The organism is Streptomyces sp. NPDC003011 (genome assembly GCF_053591515.1).
Window position 1 is genome coordinate 1 of record NZ_JBSFTY010000016.1, and the last position, 14,797, is coordinate 14,797.

At 71.5% G+C, this 14,797-nt stretch carries 11 protein-coding genes; 7 read left to right on the forward strand and 4 right to left on the reverse strand.

Annotated elements, in window-relative coordinates:
• The 7 genes from ACWD0J_RS11015 to ACWD0J_RS11045 form a co-directional block, all read left to right on the forward strand.
• A partial coding sequence (locus tag ACWD0J_RS11015; RefSeq protein WP_451495468.1) for an integrase core domain-containing protein occupies positions 1-280 on the forward strand: 280 nt, incomplete at its 5' end.
• Between the two features lie 172 nt (positions 281-452).
• Complete coding sequence (locus ACWD0J_RS11020; RefSeq protein WP_451495469.1) at positions 453-1,295, forward strand: M24 family metallopeptidase; 843 nt, start codon at positions 453-455, stop codon at positions 1,293-1,295.
• Between the two features lie 5 nt (positions 1,296-1,300).
• The gene (locus ACWD0J_RS11025; protein WP_451495470.1) at positions 1,301-3,064 is read left to right on the forward strand and encodes an SDR family oxidoreductase; all 1,764 of its coding nucleotides are present in this window, start codon (positions 1,301-1,303) and stop codon (positions 3,062-3,064) included.
• Positions 3,065-3,273: 209 nt separating this feature from the next.
• Positions 3,274-4,188 carry a MerR family transcriptional regulator gene (locus ACWD0J_RS11030; protein WP_451495554.1) on the forward strand — a complete coding sequence of 305 codons (915 nt, stop codon included), beginning with the start codon at positions 3,274-3,276 and terminating at the stop codon, positions 4,186-4,188.
• Positions 4,189-4,310: 122 nt separating this feature from the next.
• Positions 4,311-4,874, forward strand: a complete 564-nt coding sequence (locus ACWD0J_RS11035; RefSeq protein WP_451495471.1) for an RNA 2'-phosphotransferase — start codon at positions 4,311-4,313, stop codon at positions 4,872-4,874.
• Positions 4,875-5,330: 456 nt separating this feature from the next.
• A complete protein-coding gene (locus ACWD0J_RS11040; RefSeq protein WP_451495472.1) occupies positions 5,331-6,233 on the forward strand; it encodes an LLM class flavin-dependent oxidoreductase in 903 nt (300 codons plus the stop codon).
• A 79-nt stretch (positions 6,234-6,312) separates the two neighbouring features.
• Positions 6,313-7,182, forward strand: a complete 870-nt coding sequence (locus tag ACWD0J_RS11045; RefSeq protein WP_451495473.1) for an HAD-IIB family hydrolase — start codon at positions 6,313-6,315, stop codon at positions 7,180-7,182.
• Between the two features lie 41 nt (positions 7,183-7,223).
• On the opposite strand, the gene ACWD0J_RS11050 is transcribed toward ACWD0J_RS11045, so the two are convergent.
• The 4 genes from ACWD0J_RS11050 to ACWD0J_RS11065 all read right to left on the reverse strand — a co-directional run bounded on the left by ACWD0J_RS11050 (position 7,224) and on the right by ACWD0J_RS11065 (position 14,609).
• Complete coding sequence (locus ACWD0J_RS11050; RefSeq protein WP_451495474.1) at positions 7,224-8,291, reverse strand: M23 family metallopeptidase; 1,068 nt, start codon at positions 8,289-8,291, stop codon at positions 7,224-7,226.
• Positions 8,292-8,421: 130 nt separating this feature from the next.
• Positions 8,422-11,982: a thiol reductant ABC exporter subunit CydD gene (gene cydD / locus ACWD0J_RS11055; RefSeq protein WP_451495475.1), complete on the reverse strand. Its 3,561-nt coding sequence runs from the start codon at positions 11,980-11,982 to the stop codon at positions 8,422-8,424.
• A gap of 95 nt (positions 11,983-12,077) precedes the next feature.
• Entirely contained in the window at positions 12,078-13,085 is a 1,008-nt protein-coding gene (gene cydB / locus ACWD0J_RS11060; protein WP_451495476.1) for a cytochrome d ubiquinol oxidase subunit II, read from the reverse strand.
• A gap of 18 nt (positions 13,086-13,103) precedes the next feature.
• Positions 13,104-14,609: a cytochrome ubiquinol oxidase subunit I gene (locus ACWD0J_RS11065; RefSeq protein ID WP_451495477.1), complete on the reverse strand. Its 1,506-nt coding sequence runs from the start codon at positions 14,607-14,609 to the stop codon at positions 13,104-13,106.
• Positions 14,610-14,797: the final 188 nt, after the last annotated feature.

A 14,797-nucleotide genomic window follows, 5' to 3' on the forward strand; every position in this document is an offset into this window, starting at 1 on the left:
CTGCTACCGCTCCCGCGACTGGCGCGACGCCCTCACCGCGGCCGGGATCACCCACAAGCGCACCCGGCCCTACCGGCCCCAGACAAACGGCAAGGTCGAACGCTTCAACCGCACCCTGCTCGACGAGTGGGCCTACGCCCGCCCCTACCGCTCAGAGCAGGAACGACGCGACGCCTTCCCCGACTGGCTGCACACCTACAATCACCACCGCGGACACACCGCGCTGAACGGCCAACCACCCGCCAGCCGCGTCCCCAACCTCACGGGTCAACACACCTAGGGGTCCCCCCGGGGTCGAACAACGCCGGGCCGGATATCCACATCCGCCCGGTTGTCCACAGGCCGGCACGGGCCTGTTGACGCGGCCTGCGACGACTGTCACATTCGCCAGTGTCAGGTTACGGGCACGTACCGCGGTCGGCGTGAGCCGGCCTGGACAGGTGGGCGCTGGCATGACCACGACGGTGACGGAAGAGCTCTCCGCGGAGCTGCGGGGATTCAGGCGGGCCCAGCGGCTGGCGTACGAGTGCGCCGAGGCGGTCGCGGCCCGGCTGCGGCCCGGGGTGACCGAGCGGGAGGCGGCGCGGATGCAGCGCTCCTGGCTGCGTGAGCGGGGCGTGCGGGACTGGCTCCATCTGCCCTTCGCCTGGTTCGGGGACCGCACGGCGTTCGTGGGCTTCCGGGTGCCGGTGCAGTTCTTCCCGACCGACCGCCGGCTGGAGCCGGGTATGCCGTTCATCCTGGACATGGCTCCGGTGTACAGGGGCTTCACCGCCGACATCGGGTTCTCGGCCTCCCTGGGGAGCAACCCGGTGCAGGAGCGGCTGACGGCCGACCTGAAGGCACATCGCGCGCTGATCCTGACCTCGGCGCGCGAACGCCGTCCGCTGCGGGAGATCTACGAGGAGGTGGACCGCCTCATGGTCCGCCAGGGTTACGCCAACCGGCATCGCGCGTACCCGTTCGGTGTGATCGCGCACAAGGTGGGACGGGTTCGGGAGCGCCGCTGGTCACCGCGGCTCTTCGGGTTCGGCACCCAGGCCCTCAAAGGGCTGGCGGGCGACGCGCTGCACGGTCATCGCGAGGGCTGGTCCCCGCTGTGGTCGCCGTACCGCTTCTCCGACCACCCGCCGCACCCGGGCCTGTGGGCGGTCGAACCCCATCTGGGCTTCCGGGGCACGGGCGCGAAGTTCGAGGAGCTCCTGGTCGTCACCGACTCCCGGGACCCCGAGCAGAGCGCCTTCTGGCTGGACGACGACCTGCCGCACACGCGGCGCTGGGCGGAGGAGAGGTGACGGGCTTGTCGCAGGCGGGACCACGGGGCGCGCGGGAACGCCGGGTACGGACCGGCGGGGTCGAACTGTGTGTCGCCGAGCTGGGAGACCCCTCGGCGCCGACGGTCGTCCTGGTGCACGGCTACCCGGACAGCAAGGAGGTGTGGTCCGAGGTCGCCTCCCGGCTGGCCGAGCGCTTCCACGTCGTCCTGTACGACGTCCGCGGCCACGGCCGGTCCACGGCGCCGCGGCCGCTGCGCGGCGGGTTCACACTGGAGAAGCTCACGGACGACTTCCTGGCCGTCGCCGACGCGGTCAGCCCCCACCGGCCGGTGCACCTGGTGGGGCACGACTGGGGCTCGGTGCAGTCCTGGGAGTTCGTCACGGTGAGGCGCACCGAGGGCCGCATCGCCTCCTTCACCTCCCTGTCCGGGCCGTCCCTCGACCACTTCGGCCACTGGATCAACAAGCGCCTCAAGCGCCCCACTCCGCGCCGGATCGGCCAACTGCTGGGCCAGGGCGCCAAGTCCTGGTACGTGTACCTGCTGCACACGCCCGTGCTGCCCGAACTGGCCTGGCGCGGCCCCCTCGGCAAGCGCTGGCCGCGCATCCTGGAGCGCGTCGAGAAGGTCCCCGGCGGCGACTACCCGACCTCGTCGCTGCCCACGGACGCGGCGCACGGGGTGTGGCTGTACCGGGACAACGTCCGCCCCCGGCTGCGCCGTCCGCGCCCGGACGCGTACGCGCACGTGCCCGTGCAGCTCATCACACCCCTCGGGGACGCGTTCCTGTCGGAGAGGCTCTACGACGACCTGCACCTGTGGGCCCCGCGGCTGACCCGGCGCACGCTCCCGGCCAAGCACTGGGTGCCGCGCACCCGTCCCGACCAACTGGCTGCCTGGGTCACGGAGTTCGTGACGTCCGTGGAGAACGGGAACTCCCCGAGGGGAGCGACCGGGCGGTACGCCGAGCGGTTCGGCGGGCAGCTCGTGCTGATCACCGGCGCGGGCAGTGGCATCGGCCGGGCCACGGCGTTCGCGTTCGCCGAGGCCGGCGCGCGCGTGGTGGCCGTCGACCGGGACGCGCAGGCCGCGGCGCGTACCGCCGAGCTGTCCCGGCTGCTCGGCGCGCCCGAGACCCGGGCCGAGACGGTCGACGTCTCCGACGAGCAGGCCATGGAGAAACTCGCCGCGAAGGTCGCCGCCGAGTACGGCGTGGTGGACGTCCTGGTGAACAACGCCGGCATCGGCCTGTCCGGGTCCTTCTTCGACACCACCCCGGAGGACTGGAAGAAGGTCCTCGACGTCAACCTGTGGGGCGTGATCCACGGCTGCCGGCTGTTCGGAAGGCAGATGGCGGAGCGCGGGCAGGGCGGCCACATCGTCAACGTCGCCTCGGCGTCGGCGTACCAGCCCTCCAGGGCGCTGCCCGCCTACAGCACCTCCAAGGCGGCGGTGCTGATGCTGAGCCAGTGCCTGCGAGCGGAGCTGGCCGCCCTGGACATCGGGGTCACGGCGGTCTGCCCCGGCTTCGTCAACACCAGCATCACCTCGACCGCGCACTTCGCCGGCGTCGACGACGAGGAGGAGAAGCGGCTCCAGAGGCGGACCGCCCGCCTGTACGGACTGCGCAACTACCCGCCGGAGAAGGTCGCCGACGCGATCCTGCGGGCGGTCGTGCGGGGTGACGCGATCGTCCCGGTGACGCCCGAGGCGCGCGGTGCCTACCTCATGTCCCGCTTCGCGCCCAGAGTGCTGCGGCGGATCGCCCGACTGGAGCCACCGCTGTGAGCCACCGGACGGCCGCGCACCGGGCGGCTCCCGACCGAGCCGGACAGCCGCCTGCCCGCCAGGCCGAACAGCCGCCTGCCCGCCAGGCCGGACAGCCGCCGGCCCAGCGGCCCCAGGGACTGTCCGAAGGACAGCCCGCCCCTCCAGCCGAAAGCTCCGCCCGCCCACCCGCAAGCTCCGCCCATCGGCCCGAACCCCCCGTCTACCGGATCGAGGACCTCGCGCACCTCAGCGGTGCGACGGTCCGCACCATCCGCGCGTACCAGGACCGCGGTCTGCTGCCCCGCCCCGAGCGCCGCGGCCGTGCCAACGTCTACGCGGACGCCCACCTCGTGCGTCTGCGCCAGATCGCCGGCCTCCTCGACCGCGGCTACACCCTGGCCTCCATCAAGGAACTCCTGGAGGCCTGGGACGCGGGCCGGGGCCTGGGCGGGGTGCTCGGGCTGGTCGCCGAAGTCGACGGTCCGTGGACCGACGAGGAGGCGGTACGGATCTCACGCGCCGAGCTGGACGAGCGGTTCGGCGGCACCCCGGACGACGCGGCGGTCGCCGAGGCCGTGGAGCTGGGCGTGCTGGAGCCGGTCCCCGGCGACGACGAGGTCTACCTCGTACCGAGCCCGCAAGAGCTCACTGTGGCCGTCGAGTTGCACGCGGCGGGTGTGCCGCTGTCCGAGATCTCGGGCCACCTCCGGGAGTTGAGGGGCCAGGTGGAGCACATCGCCTCCCGTTTACTGGAGTTCACCACGGACCACGTCTTCGCGCGCCACCTCGACGGATCGCACCGTCCGAGCGACGCGGACGCGACCGCGGCGGCGGCCCTCGTACGACGACTGCGTCCCCTTGCCCAGCAGACGGTGGACGCGGAACTCTCCCGCGCCATGCGCCTGTTCGCGGTACGCCACCTGCGGATGCACCTAGGTTCACAAGAGGCGCCGGATCCGCCGGACCGGAAGCGTTCCGTCTCGCTCCCCGCCCGCACAATGCGGGCGGTGGAGCAGCTGGTTGGCGAGGAGCGGGCGGCGGAGTTCATCGCCTTGGCCGCCGAACGGGAAGTGCGCGCCCGGGCCTTGGACCGGCTGACCACAAGCCCCATACCGTCGGCCGACGTTGGTCAAATTCCCTGAATCCAAGGAGGGTTGTCCACAGAATCGCCAATTCCCCTGTGGATAACTACACTTGGCTGTGGATCAAACATCGGAGGCAAAATCATTCGCGTGATTCACGTCTCTCCCGGCACGCTGGCGGGATGAACGAAAGAGCGAGCGACGAGAGACGCACCGTGAAGGTGTCGAAGTACCTCTCGAAGCACCTGCGGCACCAGCCGGAGCGGATCGGGCTCACGCTCGACGAGGGCGGCTGGGTCGAGATCGACACCCTGATCGACGCGGCGGCCACGCACGGATTCCGGTTCACGCGCGAGGAACTGGACCATGTGGTCGCCGCCAACGACAAGCAGCGCTTCGCGATCGACGGCACCCGGATCCGCGCCAGCCAGGGGCACAGCGTCGAGGTCGACCTCGGACTGGCACCCGCGACCCCGCCGCCGTACCTCTACCACGGCACCGTGGACCGCCACCTGGACGCCATCCGCGCGGAAGGACTGCGGCCGATGAACCGGCACGACGTGCACCTCTCCCCCGACCGGGAGACGGCCGCACGCGTCGGCGCTCGCCGCGGCCGCCCCGTGGTGCTGTCGGTGGACTCAGGCGCCATGCACGGCGACGGCCATGTCTTCCACGTCAGCGCCAACGGGGTGTGGCTCACCCGGGCCGTACCCCCGCGGTACCTGCGGTTTCCCGAGCGGCACTGACCCCTCCTCCGGCATGCTCCCTCTTCGGCGACCTCGCCTACGTGCGGGCCCGTCGTTTCCCGCCCGGCTACTTCCTGATCGTGCCGTTGCCCGGCGACCGTAAGCACAAAAAGTACGTGCCGATGATCAGGCTCAGTCCCTGGCTGGGCGGACGAGTGCGGTGACCCTGTGCGCACGTTTCACGTGAAACACGACGCTCCGCATTCGCTCGACCCAGAGCGGCACTTCCGTACTCAGACGCCGATGAGCCGGACCCGGTCACCGCCCAGCCGGGCCATGTCGTCAAGGTCGGACCTGCTCGCCGACGCGTGCCGTTCCGCTGTACGGCCGCGGACTGGACCTGGGAGCAGGAGCCCGCCCGCGTCTTCGCGCGCTCCCGCGAGGGCTGAAGGCGACCCCAGCCGGGGATGTCCGGTGCTGCCGTTGCCGCAGTCACCGGAGCATAGGGTCGTAGGCATGCGACTGAGCACCGTGATCCTGCCCATCCACAGGTGGAGCGAGGGACAGAAACTCTGGCAGCGCGCCGAAGACCTCGGGTTCCACGCCTCCTACACCTACGACCACCTCTCCTGGCGCACCTTCCGGGACGGGCCCTGGTTCGGTGCCCTGCCGACGCTGACCGCCGCCGCGGGCGTCACCGAGCACCTGCGTCTGGGCACCCTGGTGACCTCGCCGAACTTCCGGCACCCGGTGACCCTCGCCAAGGAGCTGATCTCCCTCGACGACATCTCCGGCGGGCGGATCACGCTCGGTATCGGCGCGGGCGGCACCGGCTTCGACGCCACCGTGCTCGGGCAGGAGCCGTGGACCCCGCGCGAGCGGGCCGACCGCCTCGCCGAGTTCGTGCCGCTCCTGGACCGGCTGCTGTCCGAGGACGGCCCGAAGGGGGTGTCGTACGAGGGCGACCACTACTCCGCGCACGAGGCGCGCAACATCCCCGGCTGCGTGCAGCGCCCCCGGCTGCCCTTCGCGGTGGCCGCGACCGGCCCGCGCGGGCTCGCACTCGCCGCCCGGTACGGGCAGGCCTGGGTGACCACCGGTGACCCCAAGCTGTACGAGACCGGTACTCCCGAACAGTCGATGCGAGCCATGCGCGGACAGATCGAGAAGCTGGCCGACTCGTGCGCCGCGCTCGGGCGGGACGTGCGGGAGCTGGACAAGACCCTGCTGACCGGGTTCACCCCGGACCGCGGCCGTCCGCTCGAGTCCCTCGACGCGTTCGTGGACTTCGCGGGCCGCCACCAGGACCTGGGCTTCACCGAGATCGTGATCCACTGGCCGATCCCGGACTCGGACTTCGCCGCGGACGAGAAGGTCTTCGAGCAGATCGCCATGGAAGCACCGGCTCAGCTGGGATGACCGGCTGCGCCGGGCGGAGAAGACTCACATGTGCCGACTCCTGCACGGTCGTGCGCAAGATCTGCAGGAGAATGGCCGGGTGACCTCAGCGACTCGACAGCCCGAGACCCCGGCCGCCACCGTCCCGCCGCGCCTGATCGCCACCGATCTCGACGGCACCCTGCTGCGCGACGACAAGTCGGTCTCCCCCCGCACCGTCGCGGCCCTCGCGGCCGCCGAGAAGGCGGGCATCGAGGTCTTCTTCGTCACCGGCCGCCCGGCCCGCTGGATGGACGTCGTCAGCGAGCACGTCCACGGCCACGGCCTGGCCATCTGCGGCAACGGCGCGGCGGTGGTCGACCTGCACGGCGGCCCGGGCGCGCACCGGTTCGTGAAGGTGCGGGAGCTGGCGCGGCAGAACGCGCTGGACGCCGTACGGCTGCTGCGTGAGGCGGCGCCCGGCACGGTGTACGCGGTGGAGCAGACCTACGGCTTCCACCAGGAGCCGGACTATCCGAAGCTGCACATGGAGATCCCCGACGAGCTGGCACCGGCCGAGGAACTGCTGGCGCCGGACGGTCCCGGGTCCGCCGAGCCGGTGCTCAAGATCCTCGCCTACCACCCCACGGTCGACCCCGACGCCTTCCTCACCCTCGCCCGCCTGGCCATCGGCGAGCGCGCCAACGTCACCCGCTCCAGCCCCAGCGCCCTGCTGGAGATCAGCGGCCCCGAGGTGTCCAAGGCCAGCACGCTCGCCCTGTGCTGCGCCGAGCGCGGTATCTCGCACGAGGAGGTCGTCGCGTTCGGGGACATGCCGAACGACGTCGAGATGCTGACGTGGGCGGGCCGGTCGTACGCGATGGGCAACGCGCACCCCGATGTGCTGGCCGCGGCCTCCGGCCGGACCGTGGCCAACAACGAGGACGGGGTGGCGGTCGTGATCGAGCGGCTGCTGGAGGAACGAGGGTGACCGTGTCCCGGCGGGGCTCCGGCCCGTAGGCCGACGCGGGCCTACAGCGCGACCCCTCGCGCCGACAGCCATGACACCGGATCCACCGCCGAGCCCATCCCCGGCGTGACCCGCACCTCGAAGTGCAGGTGCGGGCCGGTGGAGTTGCCGGTGGTGCCCGACTGCCCGATCCACTGGCCGGGGCTCACCCGCTCGCCCTGGTCGACGGCGACGGCGGCGAGATGGGCGTACTGCGTGTAGTAGCCCCCCGCGTGCTCCACGACGATCTCGATGCCGAAGGCGCCCCCGCACGACACCTTCACCACCCGTCCCGCACCGACCGCCCGGACCGGCGTGCCGATCGGCACCGCGAAGTCCTGCCCGGTGTGCCGACTGACCCATCGGGCACCGCCGCTGCCGAAGCCGGCGGACAGTTCGTACGAGGCCACCGGGGCGACCCAGGCGCTCGTGGCGGCCGCCGCCTGCGCCTGGTCCAGCCGGACGGCACCGCGGCAGGCACCGGCCGTGACGGAGGCGTCGGCCTGACCCTGCAACTGCCCTCGCGCCTGGTCGAGCTTCTGCTCGATGTCCTTCTTCAGGTCGGCGAGTTCCGTGTTGCGCTGCTCCAGCGTCCGCCAGGCCGCCGCGGCCTTCGCCTCGTCCGCGGCGAGCCGCCTCTCCGCCCGTCGGCTCTTGTCGATCGCGTTGTGGACGGCAAGATGCGTCTGGGAGAACACGTGCTGACCCCGCATCAGCTCGCCGGGGCTGTCCGCGAGGATGATCTGCGCGGTCAGCGGCAGTCCGCCGCCGCTGCGGTACTGGGCCCGTGCGATCCGGCCCAGGTCCTCGCGCATCACGGCGATCTCCCGCCGCTCCCGGTCGAGAAGCGCCTCCAGCCGCAGCGCCCGCGCCCGCTGCTCCCCGGCCTCGCGCCGCCCCGCCTCGTACTGCTGTGACGCCACGGCCGCGTCCTCGTACAACCGGGCCACCTGAGCGCTGGTCCCGGTCCCCGGGCCGCCATGGGCGCCCTCGTCCCCTCCGTCGGCGGCGTCGGTGGGCCGGGCCGCGAGCACGGCGAACGCGCACAGCAGCGCCGGAACGAGCAGCGGGTGACGGCGAGGTGAGCGCATGTCAGCCATCGTGTCCCCGCGGCAGGGGTGCGGTCCTGTTCATGTGGTACGGGTGGGGGACAGGTTGCGGCAGATGGCTCAGCGGGGCGGGATCGTCACGGGCGTGCGGACCTGCGGGCAGCCGCGCCGCCTACCGCGCCCCCGCCAGCAGATCCGCTTGCTCCTCCCGCTCCGCCATCCTCCGCAACGGCCCTTGCGCCGACGTCAGTTCCGCGTACGTGCCCCGCTGCACGATCCGTCCTTCGTCCAGCACGATCACCTCGTCCACCGCCGCGAGACCGGCCAGCCGGTGGGTGATGAGCAGGGTCGTACGGCCCTCGGTGGCGGCCAGCAGGTCGGCGGTGAGCGCGTCGGCCGTCGGCAGGTCGAGGTGTTCGGCGGGCTCGTCGAGCACGAGGACCGGGAAGTCGGCCAGCACGGCCCGGGCCAGCGCCAGACGCTGCCGCTGCCCGCCGGACAGCCGTGCTCCGAGCTCGCCGACCAGCGTGTCGAGCCCGTCGGGCAGACCCTCGGCCCAGTCGAGCAGCCGGGCCCGCCGCAGCGCGTCCCGCAGGTCGTCCTCGGTCGCGTCCTTCCTGGCCAGGAGGAGGTTCTCGCGCACCGAACTGTCGAAGAGGTGCGCGTCCTGCGCGCACAGCCCGACGAGCCGCCGTACGTCGTCGCCGTCCAGCGCGTACGCGTCCACGCCGCCCAGCGTGTACGAGCCGGCGTCCACGTCCAGGAAGCGCAGCAGCACCTGGGCGAGCGTCGTCTTGCCGGACCCGGACGGCCCGACCACGGCGATCCGGCGCCCCTCCTCCAGCACGAGGTCGACTCCGGTGAGCGCGTCCCGCTCCTGCCCGGCGTAGCGGGCGGCCAGGCCCTTCACCACGACCGGGAAGGGCGACACGGGCGCCTGCCGGTGCCGCTGCGGTTCCCGGACCGGCTCGGGCGCGTCCAGCACCTCGTACACGCGCTCCGCGCTCTTGCGCACCCGCTGCCGGTACTGCGCGGCGAGCGGCAGCCCGAGGACGGCCTCGAAGGCGGCCAGCGGGGTGAGGACGACGACGGCCATGACCACACCGCTCAGGCGCCCGTCGGCGACCGCCTGAGTGCCCACCAGGGCGGTGGCGGTGACGGTCAGGCCGGAGACCAGCGCGGTCAGTCCGTCGCCGAGCGCGGTGGCGGTGGCGGCGCGCGAGGCGATCCGGGTGAGTGTCCGGTCGGCGCGCCGCACCTCGGCGGTACGTCCGGGCAGGGCACCGGCGACGGTCAGCTCCGCGGTTCCGGTGAGCAGGTCGGTCACCCGCGTGGCCAGCGCTCCCCGGGCGGGGGCCAGCCTGCGCTCGGCCCGCCGCGCCACCGCGCCGGTGACCAGGGGGACACCGGCACCCGCGGCCAGCAGTCCGACGGCGAGCGCGGCACCGGCCTCCGGCAGCAGCCAGGCCGTGAAACCGACGGACGCGGCGGACACGGCCACGGCCGCGCCGGCGGGCAGCAGCCAGCGCAGCCAGTAGTCCTGCAGGGTGTCCACATCGGCGACGAGCCGGGAGAGCAGGTCGCCCCGGCGGGTGCGCCGCAGTCCGGCGGGCGCCAGCCGCTCCAGTCGGCGGTACACGGCGACCCGGGTGTCGGCCAGCATCCGCAGCACGGCGTCGTGCGACACGAGCCGCTCGGCGTACCGGAAGACGGCCCGCCCGATCCCGAAGGCCCGCGTCGCCGTCACGGCCACCATCAGATAGAGCACCGGCGGCTGCTGCGAGGCCCGCGAGATGAGCCACCCGGACGTCGCCATCAGCCCGACGGCACTGCCGAGCGCGAGAGCGCCGAGCAGCAGGGCGAGCATCAGCCGTCCCCGCCGGGCACCGGACATGGCCCGGACCCGGGCCAGGACACCGCTTCCGGCCGTACCGGGGGCCGGGGCGCCGACGCCGTCCCCGAGCGGAACCGTGCCGGGGGCGCTCGCGGGGCGCGTCCCCCCGACGACCAGTTCGCCGGCCTCGGCGCCCTCCCGGCCGGCGCTCGCGGGAAGGGAGCGGGAGACGGCGGGCTGCCTGGACGGTGCGGGGGACACCGGCTCCGCCAGCCGTACCACCCGGTCCGCCACCGACAGCAACGCCGGCCGGTGCACCACCAGCAGGACCGTCCGGCCCACCGCCAGTCGCCGCACCGCCTCCACGACCTCGGCCTCGGTCGCCCCGTCGAGCGCCGCCGTCGGTTCGTCGAGCAGCAGCACCGGCCGGTCCGCGAGGAACGCCCGGGCCAGCGCGAGGCGTTGCCGCTGCCCGGCGGACAGCCCGGCCCCGTCCTCGCCCAGCACCGTGCCGGCCCCCTCGGACAGCGCGTCCACGAACTCCAGCGCGCCCGCGTCGCCCAGGGCCCGCCGTACGGCGGCATCGTCGGCGTCGGGCCGGGCGAGGCGTACGTTCTCGGCGATCGTCCCGGCGAACAGGTGCGGCCGCTGCGGCACCCACGCGATCCGCGACCGCCACTGTTCCAGGTCGGCCTCGGCCAGGTCGACTCCCCCGGCCAGGACCCGGCCCGCGGTGGGCCGCACGAACCCCAGCGCCGCGTTGAGCAGGGTCGACTTGCCCGCACCGCTCGGCCCGACGAGCGCGACCGTCTCACCGGGCTCGACGGCGAAGGACACGTCCGTCAGGGCGTCCGCCGACCGTCCGGGGTAGCGCATCGTGACGTCCTCGAAGGACAGGCCGCCCGCCGGCACGGCGGCGGAACCCCGCTCCGGCACCGGCGTCTCCAGCACCGAGAAGATCTCCTCGGCGGCGGCGAGCCCCTCCGCCGCCGCGTGGTACTGCGCACCCACCTGCCGCAGCGGCAGATAGGCCTCGGGCGCGAGCACCAGGATGACCAGGCCGATGTACAGGTCCATGTCCCCGTGCACGAGCCGCATGCCGATGGTCACGGCGACCAGGGCCACCGACAGTGTCGCCAGCAGTTCCAGTGCGAAGGACGAGATGAAGGCGATCCGCAGCGTCCGCATGGTCGCCTGCCGGTATTCGCCGGTGATCCGCCGGATGGACTCGGCCTGCGCCTTGGCCCGCCCGAACACCTTCAGGGTCGGCAGACCGGCCACCACGTCCAGGAAGTGTCCGGACAGCCGGGACAGCAGCCGCCACTGCCGGTCCATCCGGGACTGCGTGGCCCAGCCGATCAACACCATGAAGACCGGGATGAGCGGCAGGGTCCCGACGATGATGGCCGCCGAGACCCAGTCCTCGGTGACGATGCGCGCCAGCACCGCCACCGGCACGACCACCGCGAGGCCCAGCTGCGGGAGGTAGCGCGCGAAGTAGTCGTCGAGCGCGTCGACTCCCCGCGTGGCGAGGGCGACCAGTGATCCGGTCCGCTGCCCGCTCAGCCACCCGGGCCCCAGCGTGACGGCACGCTCCAGCAACCGCCCCCGCAGCTCCGACTTCACCGCCGCGCTCGCGCGGTGCGCGGCGAGCTCGGTGAGCCAGGAGACCAGAGCACGGCCTCCTGCGACAGCCGCCAACAGCAGCAGGGGAGTGCGCAGTTCGGTGACGGACATGCCGTGCTGGAACGCCCCCACCACCACCTCGGCGATGAGCATCGCCTGCGCGATGACCAGTCCCGCACCGACGGCACCGAGGCCGACGACCGCCACCAGGAAGAGCCGGGTGGCCCGGGCGTACCTGAGGAGACGAGGATCGATCGGTTTCACGTGAAACATGCCCTTCGGTCCTGGAGATGCGCTTCACGTGTTTCACGTGAAACATCGCGCAACGCGGTGCCGCGCGACACGGTGAACCACATCCCCTCGCGGACTCAGTGAGTGGCGTCGACGGCGAGGTGCTGCGTGCCGATCCGCTTGCGGAACACCCAGTAGGTCCAGCCCTGGTAGACCATGACGACCGGAGTGGCGATCGCCGCGCACCAGGTCATGATCTTCAGGGTGTACAGGCTCGACGAGGCGTTGGTGACCGTGAGGTTCCAGTCCGCGTCGAGCGAGGACGGCATCACGTTCGGGAAGAGCGTCAGGAAGAGCATCGCCACGGTGGCCACGATGGTGACGCCGGACAGGGCGAACGACCAGCCCTCGCGCCCGGCCCGGTTGGCCACGAGCGCCGCGACCAGCGCGCCGACCGCCACGACCAACGCGACCAGGCTCTTGCCGTCACCGCCGTCGACCTGCGTCCACAGCAGGAAGAGCAGCGCCAGCGCGGCGGTGACCAGACCGAGCCCCGACGCCAGCTTCCGCGCCCGCTCCCGGATGTCGCCCACGGTCTTGAGCGCCGTGAACACCGCGCCGTGGAAGGTGAACAGCGTCAGCGTCACCAGTCCGCCGAGCAGCACGTACGGGCTGAACAGATCCCAGAAGCCGCCGACGTAGTCGAAGTTCTGGTCGATCTTCACGCCCCGCACGATGTTGCCGAAGACCACGCCCCACAGGAAAGCCGAGATCAGCGAGGTCCAGAAGATCGCGTGCTCCCAGTTGCGCTGCCAGTTCTCCTCGGGCCGCTTCACCCGGTACTCGAAGGCGACACCCCGGACGATCAGGCAGACCAGGATGATCAGCAGCGGCAGATAGAACCCGGAGAAGAGCGTGGCGTACCACTCGGGAAAGGCCGCGAACGTCGAGCCGGCGGCCGTGAGCAGCCAGACCTCGTTGCCGTCCCAGACGGGGCCGATGGTGTTGATCAGCACCCGCCGCTCGGGCCGGTTGCGGGCGAGCACCTTGGTGAGGACACCGACCCCGAAGTCGAAGCCCTCCAGGAAGAAGTAGCCGGTCCACAGGACGGCGATGAGGACGAACCAGACGTCGTGAAGTTCCATGACTGCGGCTCCCTGGGCCTAGTAGGAGAAGGCCATCGGCTTGTCGGCGTCACGGGAGCCGCCGCCGATCTTCGTGGGCGGGTTGAGGTCGGCCTCGCTGAGCTCGGGCGGGCCGGCCTTCACGTACTTCACCAGCAGCTTGACCTCGATGACGGCGAGGATGGCGTACAGCACGGTGAAGGTGATCATCGAGATGAGGATCTCGGTCTGGGAGACACCGGGGGAGACGGCGTCCCGGGTCTGCATCACGCCGTACACGACCCACGGCTGGCGGCCCATCTCGGTGAAGATCCAGCCCCACGAGTTGGCGATCAGCGGGAACGCCATCGTCCACAGGGCCAGGAGCCAGTACAGCCGGGTGAACCTCGGCCCGAGCGGCTTCCTCAGCAGCACCAGATGGGGCACCTCGTCCTCCCCCGTCCGCAGCGCGGCCGGCAGCAGGAACTTCTTCCGCGTCAGCCACAGACCCAGCAGTCCGAGGGAGAAGGACGCCATGCCGAAGCCGATCATCCAGCGGAAGCCCCAGTAGGCGACGGGGACGATGGGCTTGTAGTCACCCGGGCCGAACTTCTCCTGGAGGGTCTTGTTGGTGTCGTGGATGCCGGGCACGTACGAGTCGAAGTCGCTGTGGGCGAGGAAGGACAGGAGTCCGGGTATCTCCAAGGCGACCTTGTTGTGCCCCTCGTCGACGTCCCCGTAGGCGAACACGGAGAACGGGGCCGGGCTCTCGCCGTCCCACAGCGCCTCGGCGGCGGCCATCTTCATGGGCTGCTGCTCGTACATGACCTTGCCGAGGGTGTCGCCGCTGATGGCGGTGAACATGCCGCCGACCGCGAGGGTGACCAGGCCGAGCCGGAGCGAGGTCCGCATCACCGGGATGTGCTTCCTGCGCATCAGGTGGAAGGCGGCGATGCCCACCATGAAGGCGCCGCCTGTCAGGAAGGCCGCCGAGAAGCTGTGGAAGACCTGGTTGAGCGCGGTGTTCTGGGTCAGGACCCGCCAGAAGTCGGTGAGCTCGGCGCGGCCCTTCGCCTCGTTGATCCGGTAGCCGACCGGGTGCTGCATCCAGGAGTTGGCCGCCAGGATGAAGTACGCCGACAGCAGCGTGCCGATCGAGACCATCCAGATGCACGCCAGGTGGACCTTCTTGGGAAGCTTGTCCCAGCCGAAGATCCACAGGCCGATGAAGGTGGACTCGAAGAAGAAGGCGATCAGCGCCTCGAACGCGAGCGGGGCACCGAAGACGTCACCGACGAAGCGCGAGTAGTCGGACCAGTTCATGCCGAACTGGAACTCCTGCACGATGCCGGTGACCACGCCCATCGCGATGTTGATCAAAAAGAGCTTGCCCCAGAACTTGGTGGCCTTGAGGTACTTCTCCTTCTCGGTACGCACCCACGCGGTCTGCAGACCGGCCGTGAGGGCGGCCAGCGAGATCGTCAGGGGCACGAACAGGAAGTGGTAGACGGTCGTGATGCCGAACTGCCAGCGCGCCAGGGTCTCCGGCGCCAAAGCCAGGTCCACGTTGCCGCTCCTTACTCACCCGCTTGTGAAAGCGTTCACATTCACAAGCAATTATGCAGCACCGTTTCTGCCCTCTGCGAAGGGGGTCCCTGTTCCACGTGAAACAGGCGCCCGACAGGCCTCCCGCGCTCGTGTGCGAGAGGCCCCTGGACGCCTGGCAACGGACCCGGTACGGCCCGTCTGACCTG

What these genes read in the sequence shown, in the direction of transcription:
- ACWD0J_RS11040 (WP_451495472.1), top strand. Translation starts at nt 5,331, where the DNA reads ATGCGACTGAGCACCGTGATCCTGCCCATCCACAGGTGGAGCGAGGGA.
- cydD (WP_451495475.1), bottom strand. Translation starts at nt 11,982, where the DNA reads ATGTTTCACGTGAAACCGATCGATCCTCGTCTCCTCAGGTACGCCCGG.
- ACWD0J_RS11050 (WP_451495474.1), bottom strand. Translation starts at nt 8,291, where the DNA reads ATGCGCTCACCTCGCCGTCACCCGCTGCTCGTTCCGGCGCTGCTGTGC.
- ACWD0J_RS11035 (WP_451495471.1), top strand. Translation starts at nt 4,311, where the DNA reads ATGAACGAAAGAGCGAGCGACGAGAGACGCACCGTGAAGGTGTCGAAG.
- ACWD0J_RS11020 (WP_451495469.1), top strand. Translation starts at nt 453, where the DNA reads ATGACCACGACGGTGACGGAAGAGCTCTCCGCGGAGCTGCGGGGATTC.
- cydB (WP_451495476.1), bottom strand. Translation starts at nt 13,085, where the DNA reads ATGGAACTTCACGACGTCTGGTTCGTCCTCATCGCCGTCCTGTGGACC.